The following is a 23,473-nucleotide window of genomic DNA, read 5'->3' as shown; positions in this document are numbered from 1 at the left end:
CGAAAAACCGCCCTTCACCTATAAAATGATTATCAACTAAACGCCTACTTCAATTCTTTAATTTCAACAATCTTTATTTTATAAAAGGTGGGTGCCCCCTTTGGTGACGATTGGTGTGACCAGGTAAATTTTGGTTTGTCGCTGGCATTAATTGCAGAACCTTTTGCCGGGGAAATAAGTGTAAGGATTGAAGGCGGATCATTTACCGGTTGCACAATAAATCTAAAAGTTTCACTTGTCCCATTGTTGCCCCCAATCGGTTTGCCCTCCCTATTCAATGCCTGTACATTCCATACAAAATCGCACAGGTAAGGGGGCTTGCATGGGCCGGTTAATAAATTTGTGATAATGGTTTGTGTAAGGTTGTCAACATCCTTGGTTATGATGGGCTGGTTTACCTGCATCGCCTGCATTCCAGTTTGTCCCACCGTCAGTTGCCACACTCTTATGCGATATGTTACTGTTTCTCTCGGCTTGGGTATAACCGGTGTCCAGCGAAATGTTATGGGTTTCTTTAGGTCGGTTTCATTTAATAAACTTCCATTTGCAGGTATTATAGCCTGTGGCGGCTGATAGGCTTGCTGATCTTCGCCTTTTATTGAAAATGGCCTTGATTTTTCTTCGCTCAATGGAACAAGCCCGGCAACTCCTGAACCAAAAAATTGCACAGTGAGCTCATAATCACCCGGCGGCAATGTACAGGCCTGTCCTAAAAAAGAGGTCGCGTTATTGCCGTTCCAGACTTTCGTGGGGGTATTAAAATTGGCTGACGGAGCTGAACTACTGGTATAAGAACCACATATTTTAGCGCCACCTTTCTTAATGCCTACTAATATTTTACTTTCCTGTACACGACCATCTAATCTCCCATTATTTAGTCTGGATGCAGCTGTAATGGTAAGCAAGGCTGCACCGCTTCCCCAATTAGCCGTATTGGCGTCGGGATTAGCCGGCAATGAAATAGTGATACCGGTAATAGGATATGTTTGTGCAATTACCTGCACCGTAATTACCAGGAAGAAAAGTGTGAAAAGTTTTTTCATTATTGTTTATCTTATATACCCTTCCCCTTCTTGGTACGGGACATAATCGTGAATGAAATTTCTTCACCCTATTAAATTACTTTCAAATAAACATATGGACAAGCGTCACTGAGCAACACCCCAATATAATTGTATCCGTGGCAGTTATGAATGAGTGTGCGGTAAAACTATTTTAGATTTTGTGCGTTTAGCCAGGCCGTGTGCATTTCAGACGGTGTAAAGAAAAAAGCGATACTTTACCTGTAAATGGCTTCTGAAACACCATAAGACAATATTAAAGCGGATTAGAAAATTACTAGGACAAATATGCGCTTGTTTAACACTTTTTATTCAGATAAATTTGTATAAGCAACACATAATAAGTATTTTAAATACTTATTATGTGTTGCCTGGTGATAATACAATGCTTCTCCGGAAGAAAAAAGGGCTTTCACAAGCTGAGCGCTTAGAAGATATTACAAGATCTTCTAACAAAAAGTACGTATTTGGCATTATAGATATCTACCAGGGTGATCTTAAGGCCGAAAAGTATATGCTACCAATTAAAAACTGAAACATGACACTGCAATTTATTCACGATAACAACGGTAACACCACTGGTGTGTTTATTCCCATTGAGGAGTGGCAATCTTTAAAAGCAAAATATACTGATCTTCAAAAAGAAGAAGCAAAAAACGTGGTGGAGCTTGCTCCCTGGCAAAAACAACTGATTGATGAGCGCTTAAGTGGCTATTATAAAAACCCCTCGGACGTAGCCGATTTTGATAAAACCATCGATGATGTTGAAAAAGGCCTATGAGCCATTCTTTTGTAAACAGTCCTCTTGTAAGGGCTGATATCATTCAAGCGGTTGATTATTATAAAAACATCAATCCTGAACTTGCCAAACAGTTTCTATTTCGCATCCGTGAAGCGAAAGCCTACATTGCCCTCTCTCCGCGAGGATTTCAAATAAAATACAATGAGGTTAGAACGTTACTGTTAAAGCAATTCCCGTATCATATTCATTACCTAATTAACGATGCAGATAAACACATCATCATTCTAGATATTATCCACGCTTACAAAAACCCAACTGATTATTCTAACAGGTAATAATCAGTGTTTATAAAGTGTTATAGATGAGTGTGCGGTAAATCTATTTTTGATTTTGTGCGTTTAACCAGGCTTTGTGTAGCTCTGTGGGAATAAAGAGAATTATTTTATTACCAGGATTCTTTTCACTTTCAAATGCCGGCGACATGCTGATGGCAATAGCACGGGCGCCGAAGCGGCTAAGAGCAGTAATTCTCTTTTTAATTAGTTCCATGCCCCGGCTTCTGTGCCCGCCAATTTCTTTCAGAGCCATACTGTTTACAATCCCTATTCCATTATCAGTGATCATGATTATCAAATTACAGTCGTCCAGTTTCAATTCAATTAGTAATTCTCCTTCCAGGGCCGAAGGCATCATACCATGAAGCAGGGCATTCTCTAACAGGGGCTGAAGGATCATCGTGGGAATCATCCAATCTTCCGTATCAACATGTTCATCTATACTTATCCTATATGAAAATCTCTCATTGAAGCGCATTTGTTCTAAACGCAGATATATTTTTATGTTCTCTATTTCCTGTTCCAGCGGGACGAATGATTTCTGTGCAGCTTCAAAGTTCTTCCTTATCAAAGAAGCAAAGTCGCTTAGATAACGATTAGCATTTTGCCTGTCCTGAACATTAATATAATGCTGAATACTATTGAGTGCATTAAACATGAAGTGAGGGTTCATCAATGAAGTAAAAGCCTGCTGCTCCAGCGATGCTGTCTGCACGCCTGCAATTGCCATAGCTAATTTCGCTTCCTTCCTCTTTTTCTGCCTCTTGTTCACGAGGTATATAATCGGACCCTGTATGGATATGGCTATAAGGGACCAAAACCAAATACTTTTCCAGAAGGGGGTAGCAATATCAAATTGAATACTTAGGATTTTATTACTGATGTTTCCGTTCACGTCTACAGCTCTAAGCAGTATGTTATGAGTGCCAATGCTTAACTGAATGGCAAGCGTATTTTCGTCTAAACTGATCCAGTTTTCGTTTTTATCTAAAGTATACTGTAGGTTCTTGAAATGGCCATTTAATTCTATACCGGCAAACTGCATTTGTATATTTTGCTGATTATAACCGAGTTTGTATATGTCAGACAGGATCGTATCTCTTTGATTGATCGTCATACGTATTAATTTAATCGGAATATTGAATTTAGGTATGGAAATATCTGCAGGTATTACAGAAACGCCGTTCCCTGTGGCAGCATAAATGGTGTCGTTCTGATAAAGCATTTCGTTGATTGAATTATTGCTTAGGCCATCGTTGACAGAAAGGTTTTGTATGGAATAACTAATGTTAGTGCCCTCTAACTTATAGCTAATTACGCTGATGCCCTGGTTGGTTCCAAGCCAGATCTTGCCGGGTCCCGCAGCGCTTATACTCAGTAAGGAGTTACTTATAATACCATCGTTTTCTGTTATGTTGAACAGTACTTTATCATTTTTTAAAATTACTGCACCATTGCTGGAAGTGGCAGCCCATACCAAATTATCGGGTGTTGCAGCAAGAGCCGTTATTCGCTGGCTAAGTAAGGGATTACTTTGAGTCAGAGATAAAGAAATATTTCTAACATAATCGTACTTATATAATCCATCAGTAGAGCCGTAATAAATAATGCCATTTCTTGTTCTGGTAAGTGCCATGATCCTTTTCGGGAAACTACCCAGGGTACTAACCTTTTCTGTACGTGTATTAAGTCGGTTCAGACCAGATGTCAATCCAAAGATTAAGATGCTGTCATTAAAGCTGATAGCGGTTTTTGCCCGATAATTTGACATGTTTACTGGATTGTCCAACCTTCTGATAAAATTGAGGTAAATGCCTCCCTCAGAAAAAGTAAAGACTTTATTTTGCGAAATCAATATTTTTTTTTGCCTGAAATCTTTGCTCTTAGATGGTATGCGGTGGATTTTACACGTTCTTCCATTTATTTGAACAACCTCGCCGTACGAATTACCTGCCAGCAAGCTTCCATCGGCTTTGACCGCAATACTTAAAAAGGCGGCTCCTTTTAAACCAGGGGGCATTTCAACCGCAGCAAGCTGACTTTTTTTATAAAGGATCAATCCTTTATCAACTGTACATACCCAAATGTTTCCCTTGCTGTCGTTAAACATGGAATTGGGTAAATAGTTGCCGCTGATAACCATCCGCCGTTGCAGCGTTTTTTTATCATAGACATAAATTTTACCTGAGCTTCCCAGTATATAGACATAGGTTTGAGTAAATCCGGAGACAAAAAATGGTTCGGGAAGCTTAAGCGAGTCCTGTTGAAAACGAATACCATTCACGCTGAAATTACTATAAACCATGCACTTGCCTTGCGCAGGATAGAAAACATAGAATTTTCCATCGTCCATGGCCGGTTTTATATTTCCAGCGGAAAAGTCTTTTCGGCTGGTGCTTGTAACCACTACGCTATCAATATATAATGTGCCCTTGGTTTGGTAGAACTTTGTTTGAAATAAGTTCGTCGCTGAGTCAAGGATTTTTCCCCTCCATATCAATTGGGTTCCATCCTGGTTTTCCTTAAAAAGAAAATTGCCTTTTTTAAAAGCGGGGTATTCAATTAGTTTTTTATTCCGGAAGATAAAAGACCCCAGTTCATTCGCATACAATATACCGCCGTCCTTCAGCGGGTAAGAGTACATAATCCCTGTACCCTCCTTTACCTTGGCCAGACTGCTGTCTTCCTTTGCATTAATGAACCTGTTTTGCACATCATCGAAATACGCGGGTTTCTGCTTAAAGCTGTTTACCCATATGCGACCATCATTTTCCTTGGCCACCTCCAATACATCATTGTCGGGCAGACCTTGACGGGTTGTAAACAATTGAAATCGTTTGCCATCAAACCTTGCTACTCCATTATCTGTGCATACCCACAGAAAACCAGATTTATCCTCAACACAACGATATACATTATTACTCGGCAGTCCATCACTTACTGTATATGCAGTGTATTCCGATTCCTGTGCCTCACAGGTAAGGCCTATGTAACTGATAAGCAAAAGAAAAACTGCAAAACGCATATGCAATAAAAGATATTTTATTCGACTGAATAGGGAAGATACTACTTATGTTTACCAAACATCAGGCTGGACATTTTCATTTTTTCAAGAAATAAGTCTAACTGCCTGCGGCTGATGCTCCATTGATTGCCGTCCCTCATCTTTACAATGCCGCCATCGGTAGTGCTATATTCCTTTATATATTTAAGATTGACAATATAGGACTTATGTATCCTTGTAAATTGATTGTCGTCGAGCAGATCTTCAAAATCTTTCAAAGTTTTACTAATTACAAGCTTCTGCATATCCTTCATATGGATGATGGTATAGTTACTATCGGCCTGCAGGGATACCATATCATCCACTTCAATGAAAGTAATACTTCCTAATTGAGGTAATGCAATTTTTTTCGGGGGTGATTTCTGTTTAACAGATTCCAATAGATGCCCGAGTAAGGCCTGATTCTGTTCTGCTGCAGCGGGGTTGTTAAAAGCACGCTTTACTTTCTCTACAGCATTCTGAAGTTCAGCTATATTAACAGGTTTTAATATATAGTCAATAGCGCTAGCCTTAATGGCCTGCAATGCGTATTCATTGTAAGCGGTTACAAAAATAATTTTAAAATTTTGAGATTTAAGACTGGTGAGAAACTGAAATCCATCCTCACCCGGCATGTTAATATCCAGGAAAATTACATCTGCATAATGAGATTCTAACCATTCCCGGGCTCCCGCTGCACTCAGTTCTTTACCGGCAACTTCTATTCCTTTACAATCATGATGCAGCAGAAATTCCAGGGTGGTAAGGTTATTCAGCTCATCATCAACCAGCAGTGCTTTTAACATAAGACAGCATTAGAATTTAAAGGTACTAATTGCAGGCGCTATTTATTGATCCGTTTCGTAAGCGCTTGTATTGGCTGCGTGATGGATAGAATGAATGAGTGAACGGTAGGAGGGGAGTGAAATTCAAATTTCCATCACTTATAAATTCGCGGAACTCAGTGCAAGGAAGCGCTTGAACATAGCATAAAAAATATGCTCGGAATCGGCATGTCCTACATACCCCTGAATGTTTGATAAGAAATCAAATGCTTTCAGTCCTCTATCGTGTAGGAGAGTATTTGCAGCAAGAGGATTTAATTGCCCATTAATCATAGCACCCTCGATAAAAGCAACCTCACCTCTTCTTCCTCACATACAAATTCCTTCTTCCTTCCTTGGTAAATTCCAGCTTACCATCATTTGTAAGCTTCTTCAGAGCCGTTGAAACCTCCGATGATTCCGGCTGGATCCCGTATGTTAAGGCAAATTCTTCCAGAACAGAAACTACGAGCTTGGGAGTTGCGAAAAAACCCGAATCAAAAAGCTGGCTGACGCGCAGGGTGGTTAATGCGCGGTTACGACGGTCGGGTGGAAGCTCGAAGCGCGGTTTGAGCTCCAGTTCTATATTAAATAACTCAGCAGGCGCAAGTTCCAGCGCCTGACAAATTGCTATACAATAACTGATGTAGGTATCGCCTCCGTTTTCTATGGAAGACAGGGTATTAACGCTGAAACCTGTCATAGCAGAAATATCTTCCAGGCTATATCCATGTTGTTTGCGATGCATTCGTATGCGCTCTCCAATCTGCTTTGCAGAATTCTCGTCAAAATATTTTCGCACATAACAAATTGAAGAATGTTATATATGAAAAATATACAATCAATATTGTAAATAATTTGTTTATATTAATGATGTTATGTAAGTTTATAAATCGCATTTCATGTCATAAATGAGCTTAAATACGACACCGTATCAATCCAGTCTGGAAACAGTAATAGGCAAGCTCTACGCTTTCTGTTCTGTTCACTCGCCTTTGAAAAGTGAGGAACAGCTTGCTGCTACATTTGAAAACTTCCTTTCGGTCGAATATAGCAACCTGGGCACAGCAGAAGAAAAAGAACTTCACCAGAATCTCGGGGTAGTTGAAGAAGCGATCTCAGTGCTTCATGAGCTCGAAGCTTCTCTATTGGCAGAGAGCGATTCACAAGGGGCTAAAGAGATTCCTCAGGCAGCCTCTGGCAACCGTCTCTACGCGTCCCTGAAACGCCATCCCGAATAAGCCATACCGGCTTAACGGCAACCACAGTGTTTTTGGCTAATTGCCTGCCTGCCGGCAGGCAGGGTTAGAGCATTTCCAGGTTGCGGTTTTTTGTTAGAATTTTCCAAGATAATAAAAAATTATAGAGATGAAACCTCGATAAGCTGCCACTTACCAAATGAATATTGGCTTATCGAAGCTTTGTTACCTATAAAAAACAAGCTATAAACAAATGAAAAAAACGATCAAAACAATCGCTATGGCTGTGCTATGCGTTCTTTGTTCGAGGCTTACCGAAGCTCAGAACACTCCTCGCAAAGCAGGCGACAGGATGCCCGATTTAGCAATAAACAATTTGTTAGATCTGCAAGCCCGCCAAAAGATATCTGATTTTAAGGGTAAACTAACACTTTTATACTTTTGGAGTACGAATTGCCGTGCTAGTACGGATCTGCTAAGTGAAGTGGCTCAACTCGAAAAGAGTTATGCCGGGAAGCTTAAAGTTATTTCGATAGGTAAAGGAGACATCCCGGCAATAAAAAAAATAGTGGAGGAGCGGGGTTTATCGAGCCGGACTTTCATTCCTGAAGACTCCGTGCTTACTTCTCTCTTCCCGCATTATATGTACCCGGAAATTGTGTGGGTTGGCCCTGATCAGAAGATACTGGGGATTACTGCGTCTCAGGACTTAAACAAGTCAACTATAGATAAAGTACTTAACGGCCAGCCATATGTGTTCATATCTCCAAAATCTGACCGCATGGATTACGATGCAGATAAGCCGCTTTTCACAATTTCAAATACCGCTAACACCGGCAGTTTGTATTATTCAATCCTGTCGCCTTACGCAGAAGGATTGCCTGGCGGTATGTCGATCAGAAAGGACAGCAGTAGCGTGAGGATAAATGCGATTAACCAGGGGCGGCTGAACTTGTTTTTTATGGCACTTAAGCTTCCCCAATACTCTTGGCCGTTAAACCGGATCGCCTATGAGAATGTAACGGTGGAGCGATTTGTCATTGGTACTAACTCAGCGGAAAGACGTACGAAAGAGTATTGTTATGAGCTTAGTCTGCCTGAATTCTTTTCAGATGAAATCCACGCGTTCATGCTTAAAGATCTTGAAAATCTATTCCGTGCATCAGCTCGAATAGAAAAGAGGTCAACATCTTGTTACGTTTTGAGCGCTATACCCGGTAAGCTGAATTTAGCTACAGTTGGGGCGGCTAAGCCGGCAAATAATTTCAAGAAGGCCACAGCGGAGCACAAGTTCATGCTCAATTCGACCCTCTATGTCCTGGCTCAATATATAGAAAGTCTCCCTGGTGGTTTGCCTGTGATTGATGAAACAGGTTTCTCTGGTAAAACCGATTTAGCCTTCAGCGAACAAATCAGAGACGTTTCTTCCTTGAATAATGCTCTGTTTCCCTATGGACTAAAGATCGAGCGGGCTGAACGACCGATGGATATTCTTGTCTTTAAATCTACCGACGCGCGAAGTGTTAAACCCACTCAACTTACAAACAAAAACTAAAATGAAGATATTAGCTATACTAACGATCTTAATGATCTGCACCCTGTTTTGCTTTGGACAGGAGGCTGTAAATGGCCGCATACTTACCCCAGCAGGTCAGGCTCTGGCCGGCGCTTCTGTCACGCTGAAAAGGGCCCGACTCCATACTAGCTCAGACACCAACGGCAATTTCAGCTTACGGTCTCCGTACACAATAGATTCACTATACATAACCTTTGTAGGTTATAAGCCACTCGCACTGGCTATTTCCTTACCCCAATCCGAAATTCTTGTACTTACCCTTGTCCCAGCCGCCCGCCAGCTGGAAGAGGTGAGTGTAAGCACGGGCTATTATCAGGTACCCGCCGAACGAAGTACCGGATCCTTTGTATTCATTGATAAAAATACCATTAACAGATCTAATACAACAGACATCCTAGGCCGCTTAAAGGGCGTGACAAACAGTGTTTTATTTGATGAAAGGAATCAAAAGGAACCGAAGATCAGTGTCAGGGGCCTGAGTACAATTTTTGCAACGCAAGCTCCCCTGGTCGTTCTGAATAACTTCCCCTATGAAGGAAACATCAAAGATATTAATCCTAACGATGTGGAAAGTATCAGTATCCTGAAAGACGCTGCTGCAGCTTCGATATGGGGAGTGCGCGCGGCTAATGGGGTAATTGTCATTACCACTAAGAAAGGCCGGGCAAATAGAAAGCCGGAAGTTGGGTTCAATTCTACATTTAGTATCGCGAATCAACCGCGCCTGGATTATAACAGAAATATTAGTTCCGCAGACTTTATTGATAACGAAAGATTCCTGTTTGATAAAGGCTATTATACAGCGATGGAAAAAGATCCGGCAAGGCCGGCATTGAGTCCCGCGGTCGAATTATTTATTGCCCGTCGCGATGGCAAACTATCTGTTGCCGACGCTGATGCTCAACTAGCAAGTCTTGCCGGAATGAATGTTCTTAATGACTTTGACAAACACATCTATAAGAACAGCTATAATCAGCAGTATGCTGTCAATGTTCAGGGTGGTTCTGAATGGAATACGTATTATGTTTCTGCTGGTTTTGACAAGACCTTAGGTTTTACCTCGGGGCAGTATGACCGGCTTACGCTTCGTGCGGATGAGGTCATTTCAATCGGGAAGAAAATAAAACTCAGGCCTAATATTTCTTATAGCAGTGGTAAAGACATAACAGGAAAGCCAGGCTTGGGTGATATTGTTCCGGGTCAAAGCATGTCCTTATTTCCTTATGCGCGCCTGGCTGACGATCAGGGGAACCCTGTAATCCTGACCAAAGATTATCGTGCATCTTACGTAAGCAATATCGAAGATAAAGGATTGCTCAATTGGCAATATAAACCTCTGGAAGACTATAGATCCCAGGAATACCGGATCGACCAAAAAGCGCTGATAATGAATATGGGTGCAGATTACCAGATCATACCTGGCCTGGTAGCCAAGCTTCAATATCAGTTTGAAAATAGCAGCACGTCCTACCGAAACTGGAGAGGGGTAGGCAGTTATTTCACCAGGGACTTCATTAACCGTTTTACACAAACTAATCCTGCTGGAGCTTTAAAGTTTGAAGTGCCAAGGGGTGATATTCTTAATCTCAATTCTACGGTGATGTCCAGCCAAACCGGAAGAGGGCAGGTGGAATATCGAAAAGCATGGGGCAAGCATCAGTTAGATCTTCTTGGCGGTGCGGAAATCCGGGATATCGGGGTAAAAGGAAATGGGTATCTCACCTATGGTTATTCTGAGGACGGTTTGACATCCATTCCGGTAAATCTTATTGATCAGTTCCCGATGTACCAGAATCCTTCCAGTTATCAGGCTATTCCCAGGGAAAACGAGTTCACGGACCAGGTCAACCGTTATACAGGGTTATTTATAAATGCCGCTTACACCTTTGATAACAGGTATATTATTTCTGGTAGCTCCCGTAAGGATGCATCCAACTTATTCGGTGTGAAAAGTAATCAACGAGGGGTGCCTTTATGGTCTGCAGGGTTGGCCTGGAATATCCACAATGAAGAATTCTTCCGAATAAATGCACTTGATCAGCTGAAGCTGCGTCTGACTTATGGATATAATGGTAACCTCGACCGGAATCTTTCGGCGGTGGCAACGATTTACCAGTTAAACGGAAATTATAACAACGCTCCATATGGCCAGATCCGTTCTTACCCAAATCCAGAACTCAGCTGGGAAAAAGTGGGCGTTTTTAATGCGGGGCTCGATTTCGGTATAAAGAATAGTCGGATCACCGGAAGTGTTGAATACTACATCAAAAATGGCCGAAACCTCATCGGTGATCAACCGATTGATCCAACAGTAGGTTTGGTAAGCGGTACTATTCGCCGCAATGTGGCGGATATGGTTACCCGGGGAGCCGATCTGCAGCTAAACTCTTTGAACATTGACCGTAAGGTCCGGTGGAATTCAACTTTCTTATTTAGCTACAATTCAAATAAGTTAAAATCATATCACAATGAAGGTACACTGACAGCAGAACCCTATGTGAATGGCGGCTTGAGTATTGTTCCGGTTAAGGGTAAGCCTGTTTATAGTGTATTCAGCTATCCCTGGGCGGGATTGAATCCTGTTAATGGTGATCCGATGGGATTTGTGAACGGCCAGCCTGTATCCAATTACCAGGCTATAACTTCGTCGACAAAAATAGATCAACTGGTGTTTCATGGAGCCGCCCTGCCGCCAGTTTTCGGTTCAGTTGGAAATACAGTATCCTATAAGGGGTTTTCTGCCTATCTCAACCTTACCTATAAATTCGGTTACTATTTTCGCCGGCCATCTATTAAGTATACCCAATTAAATAATAGGGGAGCTGGCCATGCTGATTATACCCTGAGATGGCAAAAGCAGGGTGATGAACAAAGTACAAGTGTCCCTTCCAGGATTTATCCTGCGGTTTCAGTCAGAGATAATTTTTATACTAATTCTGCAATTCTTATAGAGAAGGGCGATCATATCAGACTCCAGGACCTGAACTTGTCTTACCAGTTTCAGGGAGAGCGCATGAAAGCTCCTTTGAATGGTATGATGTTATTCGCTAATCTTCGAAACGCCGGCTTTATCTGGCGATCAAATCGAAAGGGCCTCGATCCGGATTATCCTGGTTCTTCGCTGGTGCCGTCTCACACCGTATCATTCGGCCTCCGTACTAGTCTATAGATCTTAAATTCAGTGAAACTAATTCAAAATATTAATTATGAAACCATCATGATTTTGCCAAAACCCGCAGGGGTATGATTATTAAATCATGATAGCCCGCCCGAACGGTACGCGCGGGCTTCATCACCATTAAAAAACAAAAAATAAACAAGATGAAAACTAAATACTATCTGATATTGCTGATGAGCTGCCTGAGCTTCTCTTGTGAAAAGTATCTGGAAATAAAGCCTGATAAAAAGCTCTCAGAGCCTTCTGATAATTTAAACAATTTAAAGCTCATGCTGGATGACACCAATACCCTTAACCAGCAGGTGCCCGGCATGGGCGAAGCTGCTTCTGACAATATATTTATAAGGGATTCGCAGTTTGATGCTATTCAGCAGGTTTCTGTATCATCTGTGAATTCTTATTTATGGCAGCGGGATGTATTTAATGATAAGGCCCGGAATGATTGGGCTCTTCCTTATGCGGTAGTCATTAACGCTAACCTGGTTTTGGAAGGCGCGGAAAAGATCAAGCCTGGCCCATCTGAACAGCAGTTATGGAATGTAGTGAAAGGTTCAGCACTATTCTTCAGATCCTTTTCTTTTTATACTCTGCTTCAGGAATTTGCCAAACCATATAATTCTTCCAGCTCTTCGCAAGACCCCGGAATAGTTCTGAAACTAAACTCTGATATTAACGAGCTTTCCAAAAGGACAAATGTAAAGCTTTGTTATGAAAAGATAATTAGCGATCTGAATGATGCTGTGAACCTGCTGCCTGAAACTTTGAAATTTAAAACGGAGCCATCCAGGGCTGCAGGCTATGCTCTGCTGGCGCGTGCTCATCTAAGCATGAGCAATTACAATCTATCACTCGAAAACGCTGAGAAGGCAGTGGCATTATCCCCAACCCTGATTGATTACAACACACTCAATGCCGCTACAACTTATCCATTAGTGCGCTATAATGCTGAGGTTATATTTCATGCTTCACTAACCCAGGATCGGGCAATTACTTATCCTTATGCCTGTGCCGACGAAAATTTGTATAACACATATCGGTCAGATGACCTTAGGAGGTCTATATTCTTTAGGCGAAATGGCCCGGGCGATATCCAATTCCGGGGAAGTTACGTTGGTTCAGCTACTAACTTCGGCGGCATTGCCAGTGATGAGCTATATCTGATAGGAGCAGAGTGTGCGGCAAGGATTGGCAATCGTGCAAAAGCGATGGATCTGCTGAATAAACTTGCATCTAAAAGATACAAACAGCCTGGCTTTGTGAGTTTTACCCCTGCCACTGATCAGGAAGCACTAGATTTGGTCTTAGCGGAGAGGAGAAAGGAATTGTTGTTCAGGAACCTTCGCTGGGGAGATATAAATAGGTTGAAATCTGATCCGCGGTATCGCACCGACATAATTAAAGTCAGCAAGGGAGTAAGCTTTTCCCTGCCTGCTGACAAGTACTATATTTTTCCCATTCCATTAAAAGTGATTGAATTTAGCGGGATAGAACAGAATTGAGTAAAAAAATGTAAGGCACCTGTAAAGGGCCTTACATTTTCGAATATTAAAGTTCCTTTCTGGTCTGGACAGGACTATTCACACCGGCTTGTGTCGGAATTCCGCTGTCACCATCTTCCTCTGCCTGTATGGCACAGAGATCAGCAGTACCGTTACAGTCAGGTGCACTTGTTAGTTCACTGTAACTAGCTGGTAGGGTAGGATCGCCGCCTTCATAAGAGAACCATTGTACGCCTGATAAGGCATTCTGTTTTGCTTCAGGTGCTGTGAATGCAAACGCAACAAATGAGACCAATGACATAACAATAAGTCCGAAATTAATTTTTGAATTTTTCATAATTAATGGGTGCTTTTATAGATCAAAAAACAAGCGAAAAACTTTAGTTAAAATTTATTTAATCACTCTAGGCTTTAAGTTCCCCTGGGGCACGTCAAGCAATTTGGGTTTCACTTTGTCATCAAACCTCCTTTCTTCTGTGAAAGAAATATTCCTGAGAGCGCTAATGCTAGGAAGCATAGATTAAATGCCAGATGCTCGCCCCAGCCAAGCTGCGACAAGACTCCGCCGCATGAGCAGGGGACTTTCCCAGATAATCCTGCTAATATTAGCGCGATGTAAATACTAAAGCTTAGTAGTAAGATTGCCGAAAAAACAAATCCATAGAATCGTGTCAAAGAAAGGCACAGAAGCAGGGCAACTACAATTTCAGTTATAGGAACCAGATACACCAGGATATCAGCAATCTCATCTGAAAACACCTGTTTACGCATCTGCGTCTTGAAATTCCTAAAATCAGCAAGTTTGCTGGTGGCGGCATAAGTCCACAAGATGACCAGCGCAATTGATGAAATTAAAATAGTTGACGACTTCTTCATACAGGCGGCATTTGATGACATAAAGAAAAAAGACTAAAAAGGAAAAACTTTCAGCTTTACTTTTCTGGGTTATTTTTTTTACACAGAACATATTTCTGCAGGGAGCGCGAATAATGAATATCGTGTCCCTCTTCTCTCAATTCATTTATCCAGTTGGTAATAGAATCTTCACTGCAGCCGAATTGTAGTGCAGCTTGCCGGCGGGAAATGAATCTCCCTTTCTCAAGCATGTTCAGCATCCTGAGCAGATTTTGCTGGTGGGAATGATAGGAGTTCATAGTAATTTGATCGGGTTTGGCTCTTATCTCTCATTCAATTTCACTGATATTTTCACGTGTAAATAATCTTTTACACCAACATCGGGTTCCGCGTGATGAACGTGAATTAAAAGCAGAGCAACCGTAAGCCACAAGGAAAAGGGCGGGGTATTTTCGGATACCTATGATGAACTATGATATTAATTCGCGGATGATCCTCCGGGTACCCCGTTTTCCTGTTGTTAAAGCGAACGCCTGCCTCGATGAAATGCTCGGGGACCAGGTGTTTCGCGATGCACTGTATCTGGCCAGCGATGTTTTGTTCCGTGAGTTAAGCAGGCATGATTTTCAATTGAGCGGCTGTAGTCAAAAAATGAAGTATTCCCTGATGAAATATCATAAGCGGATTTGCTACAGGCCCACGCCCTTCGGTGGATTTGCAGGATTGGCTGTCTGCCCATTTCTGGAAGCCAATAATCCCGGACTTGATATAAATAAGGCATCATTTCAGATCAGGGTAATTGAAAAGGAGCGAGGTGATACTAACGTTTCAGGAGAGCCGCACTATCGTGTAAACCCATTTTTATATCCTTATGGAAGTGATTTCAGGCTCCTGGCCAAAGGTCAGAACGGCAGTGAAAGCACTTTTGTAATCTCTGAGATCTATGGTTCTGATCTGATACAAGAGCTGCGGTCCGTTGGGCAAACCATCAGCCGGGAAGATCTTGTGCAGATAATCAGGACCAATGGGATCGAGGAAGATGAAAATGACTTTATACAGGACCTGCTCGAATTGCAGATCATTATTCCCCATCGACCTGTCAAACGGAGTTTTCCAGGACCTTTGGTTAAAGAGCATAAGATTGGTCCCGGTTCATCTTACGACTCCTTTTGCAGCTTTTCGGTTGCTGGCTCATTGCCGCCCGGCACAGAACAACAACTGCGGCAGGGAATAGCTTGTCTGGATAAGCTCAGCAATACTCAGGAGCCTGATGCATTAAAGGAGTTTAAAAGTCGTTTTGAAAAGCTCTTCGATAGACGTGAAGTTCCGCTTTTACAGGCGCTCGATCCGGAACTCGGCATCGATTATGATGGCCTGAGTACCACTTCCGTATCCTCCACACAAAATAGTCAGACAAGGGACAATTTCCCATGGTCGCGGGTGCATGAACTGCTGCTTCGTAAATGGATCATGAGAACAGGAAACGGAGTTCCTGAACTGAAAATTCATGATGAGGATCTCAGCGAACTTGCTTCCCCTCAGAAACCATACCATCCGGGGATGTCTATGTTGTTCTCTGTATGCGATGATAAATTACATCTCAAGGCTGCCGGTGGTGTAAGCACTCTTAACATGATCGGGCGTTTTACCGTACTGGATCCTCAGATCCGACAGCTTGCGAAAGAGCTGGGGGCCATAGAGATGGAACGTAACCCGGATGTCCTGTTTGCGGAGATCTCGCACATTGATAATCCCGATGTCGCCAGCGTGAAAAGGAAAGCGATTGTATATGATTACCAGATCCCTTTTTTTGAACCCCCGGAAGTGCCGGATGATTTTGTTATCGGTCTTAACGACTTATATGTTTCGCTTAGAGATAACACTCTTGTATTACGATCTGGCAGATTAAATAAGCGGATCATTCCCCGGTTCAGCAGCGCATATAATTATCAAAAAAGTCCTCTTCCGGTATTCAGATTTTTGTGTGATCTCCTGCAGGAGGGAGTTCATGCAAATCTGAACTTCAGCATGCAGAGCCTCTTCCCCGGAATGTCTGCCTATCCAAGAGTAACCTACAAAGACCTTATACTCGAAGCCGCTTCATGGCACCTGCAGGCAAAGGAGTTGGCAGGATTAAAGAAGCTGGATCAGGCAAGTCGATCAGTTGTATTCCTGGATTTGGCGAATACGCTAAACTTGCCGGAAGAATTCTACTATGAGGTGCATGATCACCTCCTTCACATAAACCGGACTTCCGAACAGGATATTTGTTTGTTGTTTAATACAATCCCGGCAACCGGGGTGATTGTTTTCAGGGAATATTTCAAAAGCCAGGAATCTTTAGTCAAAGATGAGAAAGGGAATTGTTATACTCACGAATGTATAGCTTTCCTGACCAATAGGGAAGGATCTTATGTATCAGGTATCGAGTCTTTTTTCGTCGAAGAACATACGCGTGATCATAAGAAAAAGCTTCTGCCATTTGACGAATGGCTTTATTTGAAGATATACCTTCACCCGGCAGGTTATTCTGATCTGCTGCTTAATTACATCAGGCCTTTTATATCTGAAAACATACGTAAAGGAAACATCACTTCCTGGTTCTTTATCAGTTACTACGACGACGATTTTCATTTACGACTTCGCCTGAAGCAAACAAAGGGCAGAGAAAGCTATCTGCTGAAATCTTACAGAAAGCTGGAAGGTGAAATCAGGCAGCTGTCCAATCTGAAAAAACTTGAATTGTCGACCTATTTCAAAGAAACAGAAAGATATGCCCGGATCGGCATTCAGGCGGCTGAGGAATTATTTAAGATAAGCAGTGAAATAGTGCTGTCGGAACTTGCAAAAGCAGATCAAATCGGCGATAAGGATCAGGAAAAGCTATTTTCAGGAATAAGGCATATTCTGATAGTGTGTAAAACAATGAATTTTGATTTGGCGGAAGTAGAAGTACTCACTCAGCGTCTCACCAGTCATTTGACGAAAAGCGAAAAACTAGAATTTGATCTGGAATTCCGCGCCCAGCGCAAGGATTTAAGCCAATTTTTGGAGCGGAATAAGGAAAGGGGAATACTTGAAGTCAATTATCTGAACCTGCTTGAGATAAAATTACGACCTCTTAAACCAAATGAGAAGTTGCAGCTGGTCACAGATCTTAATCACATGCATTTGAACAGGCATTTTCTGTATGGTCAGCGTGAAAAGGAAATGAAGACGTGGTATTTCGTGGGTAAAATTGGAAGGTCGATGGGTAAATTTAGGTCCCCACCTGCCTGCCGGCCAGGCAGGCTTGCGTGGGGATGACAGGCGCGTTTTTGGAGACTGGGGGGATGATGAAGGCGGGCGGATGCCGCCTTCATCATCCCCCAAAAACCCTGCTATCATCCTCGCGCAGGCGAGGATCTTCTCAATGACACGCGGCCGCAGCCGCAGGTGTCGACCAGGACTTTAAGTCTGCAAAATTGTATAACTCATTTTCAGCTGCGCTGGACTTTTTTGAACCCGGGAATTGTAAATGCATATAGGACGCGAGCTGCGCCGCGTCTGCAGAAGGTCCCCACTTGCGTGGGGATGACAGGCGCGTTTTTGGAGACTGGGGGGATGATGAAGGCGGGCGGATGCCGCCTTCATCATCCCCCCCCCCAAATACTCCGCTAATCGCTGTCATCCTCGAAGGCGAGGATCTTCTCAATGACACGCGGCCGCAGCCGCAGGTGTCGACCAGAACGTTACGTCTGCAAAATTGTATTACGGATTTTCAGCTGCGATGTGCAATTTTAACCTCGCAAATCATTCCCATCACTCCTTCCTCCGATCCGTGGTAAAAATCCTGTTCTTCAGCCTGATCATCAGCTCTGAACGGTAAGTCGACCCGATGGGTATTGCAAAATCATTCTTCATATATAAATGATTGTCGAAATGCCGTTGAATCCGGTCGATATTTACAACATAGCTTTTATGAACCCTTATGAAATTAGTTCGATTCAGTTTGAATTCGAACTCCTTGAGGGTCAGATAAGTGATATAGGAATTCTTTTCTGTAAAAACTTTTACATAATTCTGCAGTGACTCGATATAAAGAATTTCATCGAAATGAATTTTGATAAGCTCTCCCTGCTTGCTCCCGCGGATGAAAAAAGAATTGTCCTCCTCCGGTTTGTTCTGAAGTTTGCTCTGGATCCGGTCCTGCACCTTAATAATCGCCTTTAAAAATCGTGAATATGAAACAGGCTTAACAAGGTAGTCATAGGCATCCTTTTCGAATGCTTCAACAGCATGTTCCGTGTGGGAAGTGATAAATATTATAGCGGTATGTGAATTGATCAGGCCAGCCAGTTCAAGGCCTGTAATGCCCGGCATCTCAATATCAAGGAAGGTGATTTTAGGATCACCCTTCGCCGTGATCACAGAAAAGATATCTCTTGGATTGGTGGTGGAATAGCTTAGCCTGAGATTTGGGGTTTGATTAATATAATCCTGTAGAATTTCAATAGAATCGGCTTCGTCATCTACGATATAACAATTATAATCTGACATACTATCTGAGCTGTATTGTAAGTTTAACATTAAATATATTTTTTTCCGCACCGTAATTGAGCGAATACCGGTCCTTGTACTGGAGTTCCAGCCGCTTTTGGGTGTTAGGCAAACCGACACCATTTCCGGGCCGGTGATCAGACCGGATCTGGTTTCGGGTCTGTAACATCAGCTCACCCAGGGATATCATGATCTCTATTTTTGGCGCTGACTTAGGATTATTTAGTTCACCATGCTGAAAAACATTTTCTATCAGGGTAATGAGCAGCAGCGGAGCTATTTTTAAATCGGGTTCATCGTTAGAAATTTTCACTTCCATTTCTGCTGAATAACGCATTCGCTGTAGTTTCAGGTAATTGGATATGTGATCCAGTTCAGATTCTATAGGAACCTCATCAGTTGCAGTCGGGGGCTGAAGGGCATACTGCATGAGGTCGGCAAGTGCCATTACATATTCGGCACTATTCGGATCATTCTTCCGGATGCGGTTATAAACAGAGTTTAAAGAGTTGAGTAAAAAATGTGGGTTTATCTGGGATCGGAGGAAAGAAAGTTCCGCACTTAGTAGTTCTGTGCGCAAAGTCGCCTTCTCTTTTTCGGCTATAAGGTTTTGGGTAATGAATTTGTGAATTCGATCTCTACTGTCAAGCAGATTTAACGCAATGCGAAATCCGGTGCTTAGGCCAATAATATAAAGACAACGATATAGGAGTGAAAGGTGAAATAATTTAGAAGAGGTATCTGGCACACTAACACTTATACCCGCCGACGTAAGAACTTTATTTATTGACACCGTGCCCAAATAATAGCAGATAAGTTCTAAAGCCAATAAACCAGCAACATATCGGTAATCCGCAATGCTATAATACTGTCGTTTTCCAATTACAAAAAAGCAATGAAAATAAAACAGGAAAATGTTCAAAAGGTAATGCAGTGAGTAATCTGCAAAGTGATTAAATCTTTCCCTTATGGCCGCCGCCAAGGTTATCTCGTAGACCATAAATAAGCCCCAAAACAGAATGTGGTAGTAGACTGGCGGGTTATTTTTCCGAGTAAGGTTAAAAATTAAATCACGCATAGTACTCGTTTTATCACGCAAAACAATGGCGTTGATGTAAAAAGTTCTTTAAGAATTCGAGAGAGCGATACTTTAATTAAAAAAAGAAACTATGAAAACACTAAAAGTAACAAATACCCTTTTGAAAAAGCAAAACTGTTTTACTTACGGACAGATTCGTAAGCATAAAGGACCGGTTAGTGATCCAACTGTCATTATTACCACCACAGTAACCTTTATTACCCCTCGCTGATAATCATACCAGGAGAAGTTTCGATCTGAAGCTTCTCCTTTTTAATAACCCTCTAAAAGTCAAAATGAAAAAATTTATATCATTTGCTGCATTGATTATAGCCGTCATGGCAGCCTGCCAAAAAGACGACATTAAACCATCTACGCCAGGTTTTACTGAGACACAAGCGGATTGCCGCAAGTGCTACGGAACATGGGACTTAACCGATACAATCCCTTAAACTATCTTAAATTTAGAATCATCAAAATGCTTAAATCGTATACAGAAGTGAATCAGGATATAATACTGACGTTAAAAAATCAGGGCTATACCTCTGTTGAGTTCGTTCCCCGGGACAGTGATGACAATCTTCAGGCAACAATAGAGCTTATTCCGGGCAGTCGGCTTGATTTTAACCTTAACGTACTGTCGCTCGATTCTCCGGAGATCGTCCATTACCTAAATGGAGGCGCTCCCATGGCAAGGTATATTATCAACCCCGAATATCTGGTTGATAATATCGATCATTAATTTCTTCTACAGCTTATTAACAAATACTATTTATGGAAAATTTCAATTTCGGAGAGAATCTCCGGCAGATCCGCGTGCAAAAAGGTATTAGCCAGGAAGCAATGGCGTTAAAAATGGATATCACGCAGACAAAATATTCCCGTATGGAACGCAGCGAGTGCGTACCAGCAAAAATCTATGTAGACCGTGCTGCAAAGTTCCTCGAGGTTCCGGCACTCGAACTTCTTCCCCCCGGCTGGGACTACTCAAAGACACTCATCATATTCCGTCCTTCCCTGGGCAAAGCAGCCATAATCGCCTACCGTGTTCTCCTGGCAGTCGCATTCTTTGACATGGCAAGGGGGTTTTGTGACGGCGCGCGTATAACAGCTACGCCTTCCAAAATAGCTGCGGTAATCGGTTTTGAAGGATTAGCGGTGGCTTTTATGTATTATACGGAGAAGCCTTTAGTAAACAAGATCAGAAGCTTCCTCAGATTTATCTCCGGGTGAGAAATTAAAGTTACCATGTTATTTTAACATAAGATAATCGAAATATCTTCGATTATCTTATTAAATTTATACATTTGTATATGGATTTGTATCAGGCCATCCGTTCATATGCCTCCCAGCCCTTGACTCATCAGGTTATTGTTTCCTTATTAAAGGATTACAAAAGACCTAATGACAAAGTGCATGCTTTACTTTCAGAGGGCGCACTTGAGTCAGTTAAGAAAGGCTTATATGTTGCTGGGCCGGCAATCAAGACGGCTAAACCAGAACCATTTTTATTAGCGAATCATATATTGGGACCAAGTTATGTTTCAATAGATACAGCACTTTCTTACCACGGCTGGATCCCGGAACGGGTCTACGAAGTGGCATCGATGACCACCAAAGCAAGCAGAAAATTTACAACCCCCTTGGGAGTTTTCACCTATACCCATTTGTCATTACCCTATTATGCTTTCGGGATTAAGCAGATTCAGTTAATCGATGACCAATACGCAATGATAGCTACGCCGGAAAAGGCGCTATTCGATAAGATAATCACAACGTCCGGGTTGATATTAAGGAGTCAAAAGCAAGCATTAACCTGGTTATTGGAGGATCTGCGAATAAATGAAGATCGCTTGAGGGAATGTGATTTGCAGAATATGGCCCAATGGGTACAGGATGCATCTAAAAGTGCGAGCTTAACTATGATCATAAAGACAATAAAAGCATTATGATAAAAGAGTGGCTGGATACGTACAAACCGGGTAATAGGGATGAGGCGACTCAGGCGCTCCGGGAGATCATGCAGGAGATCGCCCTGGCAGGCCTGTATCGTTCCGGATTCTTTGAAAAAGCGGCTTTTTATGGAGGAACAGCTTTGCGTATATTTTATGGCCTTGACCGCTTTTCGGAAGACCTCGATTTTTCTCTTCTTGAAGTAAATCCCGATTTCTCGCTGAATAAGTATCTCGATGCCGTGATTGCTGAATTTGAGTCGTTAGGAATGCAGGTATCCGTCAGGGAAAAGCAAAAGACGAATCAGGGAAATATAGAATCAGCATTTTTAAAGTCAGAGACTATCTGGAAGGAACTGGTGCTGAAAGATATAATTCCCCAAAGCGGGCTCGACCAAAAGGCTAACATCCTGATCAAGCTTGAAGTAGACAGAGAGCCACCCCTGGGCTTTGAAACAGAAGAGCGCTTGCTCCTGAAGCCTTTTTCATTCTATGTTAAGTGTTTTACAATTTCAGATCTGTTCGCCGGTAAAATGCATGCGCTCCTTTTTCGCAAATGGGGAACAAATGTAAAAGGCCGCGACTGGTACGACATGGAATGGTATATAAAGAAAGATGTACCATTAAACTTAAATCACTTCGCGCTAAGGGCACAAGATAGCGGGGACTGGAAAAAAAGGACCATTACAGAAGGGGAGTTCCGCAAATTGTTAAGCACGAGGATTGACGCTGTTGAGATGGACAGGGTAAAAGCTGACATCCGCCGCTTTATTCCGGATCAGAAGGTGTTGGACATCTGGTCAGGAAAGTATTTCCATGATATAGCCGGGCACTTAAAAGTTGTATAGTTACGATTGACTTCAATTGCCTCCAACCAATAGTTGTAATCCTCGCGAAAGCGAGGACCTCCTCACACCGCACCCCTCAATCCCATCCCAGTCGCAATTTGCATAATCCAGTCGCAATTTGCATAATCCAGTCACCATTTGACTGATTTAGTCAAAAAACGACTCATTTAGTCACCATTTGACTAATGTTTTTCCTCTCTGCTTTGCACTTTTGGATATTGAATATCCGCAGTGGAAGACCAACGAATCATAGAGATCCTTGAAAAAATGGAGCGGAATCAGCAAACCATAATCACACTTCTTATGTCTAAAAATCAAAACCCAGAATCCAATATCTCCCAATGGGAGGATGGATTGAAAATTCAGGAAATTTTAAAGATCAGCCGGGCGACTCTATACCGGCTCCGAAAAGAAAATGCTTTTACCTATGTGCAAAAAGGAGGGCGGACCTATTACTATACCCCTGATATATTCAAGATAAGAAATCATTTTTTAAAGTAAACTTATCGTTCCGGTTTCAAAAGATCGCCGGGATCACTTTTGCTTCCGAACCACCTTCTAGTGGTCTTGTTCGTACCTCCTTCGTCTATTATTGCCCTGGCGCTGCTTAAAATGGGGTTGGAGACGAAGAAGAGACGAAGGAGGTACAAAGAAAACCCCTTTTAGACTCATTTGATCGCTGAGTTCAATGTCTCGTCCTGAAATAGCTATACAGGTTATTGAATAATTCCTGATTTGGTTATA

21 protein-coding genes are annotated in these 23,473 nt (G+C 42.2%); 12 read left to right on the top strand and 9 right to left on the bottom strand.

The window, feature by feature from the left end; all coding sequences use genetic code 11:
- Window positions 1-44: 44 nt before the first annotated feature.
- On the bottom strand, window positions 45-1,043 hold the full coding sequence (locus tag WKF69_RS09435) for a hypothetical protein (RefSeq protein ID WP_340381352.1): 999 nt from the start codon (window positions 1,041-1,043) through the stop codon (window positions 45-47).
- A 556-nt stretch (window positions 1,044-1,599) separates the two neighbouring features.
- On the opposite strand from WKF69_RS09435, the gene WKF69_RS09430 reads away from it, so the two are divergent.
- Both WKF69_RS09430 and WKF69_RS09425 read left to right on the top strand, forming a co-directional pair.
- Window positions 1,600-1,842, top strand: a complete 243-nt coding sequence (locus tag WKF69_RS09430; protein ID WP_340381351.1) for a hypothetical protein — start codon at window positions 1,600-1,602, stop codon at window positions 1,840-1,842.
- Window positions 1,839-2,138, top strand: coding sequence for a type II toxin-antitoxin system RelE/ParE family toxin (locus WKF69_RS09425; RefSeq protein ID WP_340381350.1), 300 nt, complete (start codon window positions 1,839-1,841; stop codon window positions 2,136-2,138). The genes WKF69_RS09430 and WKF69_RS09425 overlap by 4 nt, the downstream gene beginning before the upstream one ends.
- A 43-nt stretch (window positions 2,139-2,181) precedes the next feature.
- Here the strand turns inward: WKF69_RS09425 and WKF69_RS09420 are convergent, their stop codons facing one another.
- The 3 genes from WKF69_RS09420 to WKF69_RS09410 form a co-directional block, all read right to left on the bottom strand.
- A complete protein-coding gene (locus tag WKF69_RS09420; RefSeq protein WP_340381349.1) occupies window positions 2,182-5,163 on the bottom strand; it encodes a histidine kinase in 2,982 nt (993 codons plus the stop codon).
- A gap of 41 nt (window positions 5,164-5,204) precedes the next feature.
- Window positions 5,205-5,987 (bottom strand): LytTR family DNA-binding domain-containing protein, encoded by a 783-nt coding sequence (locus WKF69_RS09415; protein WP_340381348.1) that lies wholly within the window; start codon window positions 5,985-5,987, stop codon window positions 5,205-5,207.
- 334 nt (window positions 5,988-6,321) lie between these two features.
- On the bottom strand, window positions 6,322-6,807 hold the full coding sequence (locus WKF69_RS09410; protein WP_340381347.1) for a helix-turn-helix transcriptional regulator: 486 nt from the start codon (window positions 6,805-6,807) through the stop codon (window positions 6,322-6,324).
- Window positions 6,808-6,916: 109 nt separating this feature from the next.
- Between WKF69_RS09410 and WKF69_RS09405 the strand changes: the two genes are divergently transcribed.
- The 4 genes from WKF69_RS09405 to WKF69_RS09390 all read left to right on the top strand — a co-directional run bounded on the left by WKF69_RS09405 (window position 6,917) and on the right by WKF69_RS09390 (window position 13,457).
- A complete protein-coding gene (locus WKF69_RS09405; RefSeq protein WP_340381346.1) occupies window positions 6,917-7,246 on the top strand; it encodes a hypothetical protein in 330 nt (109 codons plus the stop codon).
- A 211-nt stretch (window positions 7,247-7,457) separates the two neighbouring features.
- Window positions 7,458-8,759, top strand: a complete 1,302-nt coding sequence (locus tag WKF69_RS09400; protein ID WP_340381345.1) for a DUF3738 domain-containing protein — start codon at window positions 7,458-7,460, stop codon at window positions 8,757-8,759.
- Between the two features lies 1 nt (window position 8,760).
- A complete protein-coding gene (locus WKF69_RS09395) occupies window positions 8,761-11,949 on the top strand; it encodes a SusC/RagA family TonB-linked outer membrane protein (protein ID WP_340381344.1) in 3,189 nt (1,062 codons plus the stop codon).
- 152 nt (window positions 11,950-12,101) lie between these two features.
- Window positions 12,102-13,457, top strand: a complete 1,356-nt coding sequence (locus WKF69_RS09390) for a RagB/SusD family nutrient uptake outer membrane protein (protein WP_340381343.1) — start codon at window positions 12,102-12,104, stop codon at window positions 13,455-13,457.
- A 46-nt stretch (window positions 13,458-13,503) separates the two neighbouring features.
- On the opposite strand, the gene WKF69_RS09385 is transcribed toward WKF69_RS09390, so the two are convergent.
- Together WKF69_RS09385 and WKF69_RS09380 are read right to left on the bottom strand one after the other, a co-directional pair.
- A complete protein-coding gene (locus WKF69_RS09385; protein WP_340381342.1) occupies window positions 13,504-13,794 on the bottom strand; it encodes a hypothetical protein in 291 nt (96 codons plus the stop codon).
- A 110-nt stretch (window positions 13,795-13,904) separates the two neighbouring features.
- Entirely contained in the window at window positions 13,905-14,333 is a 429-nt protein-coding gene (locus WKF69_RS09380) for a MauE/DoxX family redox-associated membrane protein (RefSeq protein ID WP_340381341.1), read from the bottom strand.
- Window positions 14,334-14,774: 441 nt separating this feature from the next.
- Between WKF69_RS09380 and WKF69_RS09375 the strand changes: the two genes are divergently transcribed.
- Window positions 14,775-17,618 (top strand): thiopeptide-type bacteriocin biosynthesis protein, encoded by a 2,844-nt coding sequence (locus WKF69_RS09375; RefSeq protein ID WP_340381340.1) that lies wholly within the window; start codon window positions 14,775-14,777, stop codon window positions 17,616-17,618.
- 495 nt (window positions 17,619-18,113) lie between these two features.
- Here the strand turns inward: WKF69_RS09375 and WKF69_RS09370 are convergent, their stop codons facing one another.
- Window positions 18,114-18,881, bottom strand: a complete 768-nt coding sequence (locus WKF69_RS09370; RefSeq protein ID WP_340381339.1) for a response regulator transcription factor — start codon at window positions 18,879-18,881, stop codon at window positions 18,114-18,116.
- Window positions 18,853-19,929: a histidine kinase gene (locus WKF69_RS09365; protein ID WP_340381338.1), complete on the bottom strand. Its 1,077-nt coding sequence runs from the start codon at window positions 19,927-19,929 to the stop codon at window positions 18,853-18,855. The genes WKF69_RS09370 and WKF69_RS09365 overlap by 29 nt, the downstream gene beginning before the upstream one ends.
- Before the next feature lie 478 nt (window positions 19,930-20,407).
- Between WKF69_RS09365 and WKF69_RS09360 the strand changes: the two genes are divergently transcribed.
- The 5 genes from WKF69_RS09360 (at window position 20,408) to WKF69_RS09340 (ending at window position 23,230) form a co-directional block, all read left to right on the top strand.
- Complete coding sequence (locus WKF69_RS09360) at window positions 20,408-20,671, top strand: hypothetical protein (protein WP_340381337.1); 264 nt, start codon at window positions 20,408-20,410, stop codon at window positions 20,669-20,671.
- Window positions 20,672-20,703: 32 nt separating this feature from the next.
- Complete coding sequence (locus tag WKF69_RS09355; protein ID WP_340381336.1) at window positions 20,704-21,162, top strand: helix-turn-helix transcriptional regulator; 459 nt, start codon at window positions 20,704-20,706, stop codon at window positions 21,160-21,162.
- Window positions 21,163-21,242: 80 nt separating this feature from the next.
- Window positions 21,243-21,881 carry a hypothetical protein gene (locus WKF69_RS09350; protein WP_340381335.1) on the top strand — a complete coding sequence of 213 codons (639 nt, stop codon included), beginning with the start codon at window positions 21,243-21,245 and terminating at the stop codon, window positions 21,879-21,881.
- Window positions 21,878-22,729: a nucleotidyl transferase AbiEii/AbiGii toxin family protein gene (locus WKF69_RS09345; protein ID WP_340381334.1), complete on the top strand. Its 852-nt coding sequence runs from the start codon at window positions 21,878-21,880 to the stop codon at window positions 22,727-22,729. Before WKF69_RS09350 ends, WKF69_RS09345 begins: the two co-directional genes overlap by 4 nt.
- 231 nt (window positions 22,730-22,960) lie before the next feature.
- Window positions 22,961-23,230 carry a helix-turn-helix domain-containing protein gene (locus WKF69_RS09340; protein ID WP_340381333.1) on the top strand — a complete coding sequence of 90 codons (270 nt, stop codon included), beginning with the start codon at window positions 22,961-22,963 and terminating at the stop codon, window positions 23,228-23,230.
- Between the two features lie 57 nt (window positions 23,231-23,287).
- Here WKF69_RS09340 and WKF69_RS09335 read toward each other — a convergent pair.
- A partial coding sequence (locus tag WKF69_RS09335) for a hypothetical protein (RefSeq protein ID WP_340381332.1) occupies window positions 23,288-23,473 on the bottom strand: 186 nt, incomplete at its 5' end.

It is taken from the genome of Daejeonella sp., assembly GCF_037719425.1.
Lineage (GTDB): Bacteria > Bacteroidota > Bacteroidia > Sphingobacteriales > Sphingobacteriaceae > Daejeonella.
Note: the sequence above shows the minus strand (reverse complement) of the source record. Positions and strands in the feature narration are given on the sequence as shown.

Excerpts from the sequence above, each read along its gene's own strand:
- WKF69_RS09435 (WP_340381352.1), bottom strand. The coding sequence starts at position 1,043 with ATGAAAAAACTTTTCACACTTTTCTTCCTGGTAATTACGGTGCAGGTA.
- WKF69_RS09430 (WP_340381351.1), top strand. The coding sequence starts at position 1,600 with ATGACACTGCAATTTATTCACGATAACAACGGTAACACCACTGGTGTG.
- WKF69_RS09425 (WP_340381350.1), top strand. The coding sequence starts at position 1,839 with ATGAGCCATTCTTTTGTAAACAGTCCTCTTGTAAGGGCTGATATCATT.
- WKF69_RS09420 (WP_340381349.1), bottom strand. The coding sequence starts at position 5,163 with ATGCGTTTTGCAGTTTTTCTTTTGCTTATCAGTTACATAGGCCTTACC.
- WKF69_RS09415 (WP_340381348.1), bottom strand. The coding sequence starts at position 5,987 with ATGTTAAAAGCACTGCTGGTTGATGATGAGCTGAATAACCTTACCACC.
- WKF69_RS09405 (WP_340381346.1), top strand. The coding sequence starts at position 6,917 with ATGAGCTTAAATACGACACCGTATCAATCCAGTCTGGAAACAGTAATA.
- WKF69_RS09400 (WP_340381345.1), top strand. The coding sequence starts at position 7,458 with ATGAAAAAAACGATCAAAACAATCGCTATGGCTGTGCTATGCGTTCTT.
- WKF69_RS09395 (WP_340381344.1), top strand. The coding sequence starts at position 8,761 with ATGAAGATATTAGCTATACTAACGATCTTAATGATCTGCACCCTGTTT.
- WKF69_RS09390 (WP_340381343.1), top strand. The coding sequence starts at position 12,102 with ATGAAAACTAAATACTATCTGATATTGCTGATGAGCTGCCTGAGCTTC.
- WKF69_RS09385 (WP_340381342.1), bottom strand. The coding sequence starts at position 13,794 with ATGAAAAATTCAAAAATTAATTTCGGACTTATTGTTATGTCATTGGTC.
- WKF69_RS09380 (WP_340381341.1), bottom strand. The coding sequence starts at position 14,333 with ATGAAGAAGTCGTCAACTATTTTAATTTCATCAATTGCGCTGGTCATC.
- WKF69_RS09375 (WP_340381340.1), top strand. The coding sequence starts at position 14,775 with ATGATGAACTATGATATTAATTCGCGGATGATCCTCCGGGTACCCCGT.
- WKF69_RS09370 (WP_340381339.1), bottom strand. The coding sequence starts at position 18,881 with ATGTTAAACTTACAATACAGCTCAGATAGTATGTCAGATTATAATTGT.
- WKF69_RS09365 (WP_340381338.1), bottom strand. The coding sequence starts at position 19,929 with ATGCGTGATTTAATTTTTAACCTTACTCGGAAAAATAACCCGCCAGTC.
- WKF69_RS09360 (WP_340381337.1), top strand. The coding sequence starts at position 20,408 with ATGCTTAAATCGTATACAGAAGTGAATCAGGATATAATACTGACGTTA.
- WKF69_RS09355 (WP_340381336.1), top strand. The coding sequence starts at position 20,704 with ATGGAAAATTTCAATTTCGGAGAGAATCTCCGGCAGATCCGCGTGCAA.
- WKF69_RS09350 (WP_340381335.1), top strand. The coding sequence starts at position 21,243 with ATGGATTTGTATCAGGCCATCCGTTCATATGCCTCCCAGCCCTTGACT.
- WKF69_RS09345 (WP_340381334.1), top strand. The coding sequence starts at position 21,878 with ATGATAAAAGAGTGGCTGGATACGTACAAACCGGGTAATAGGGATGAG.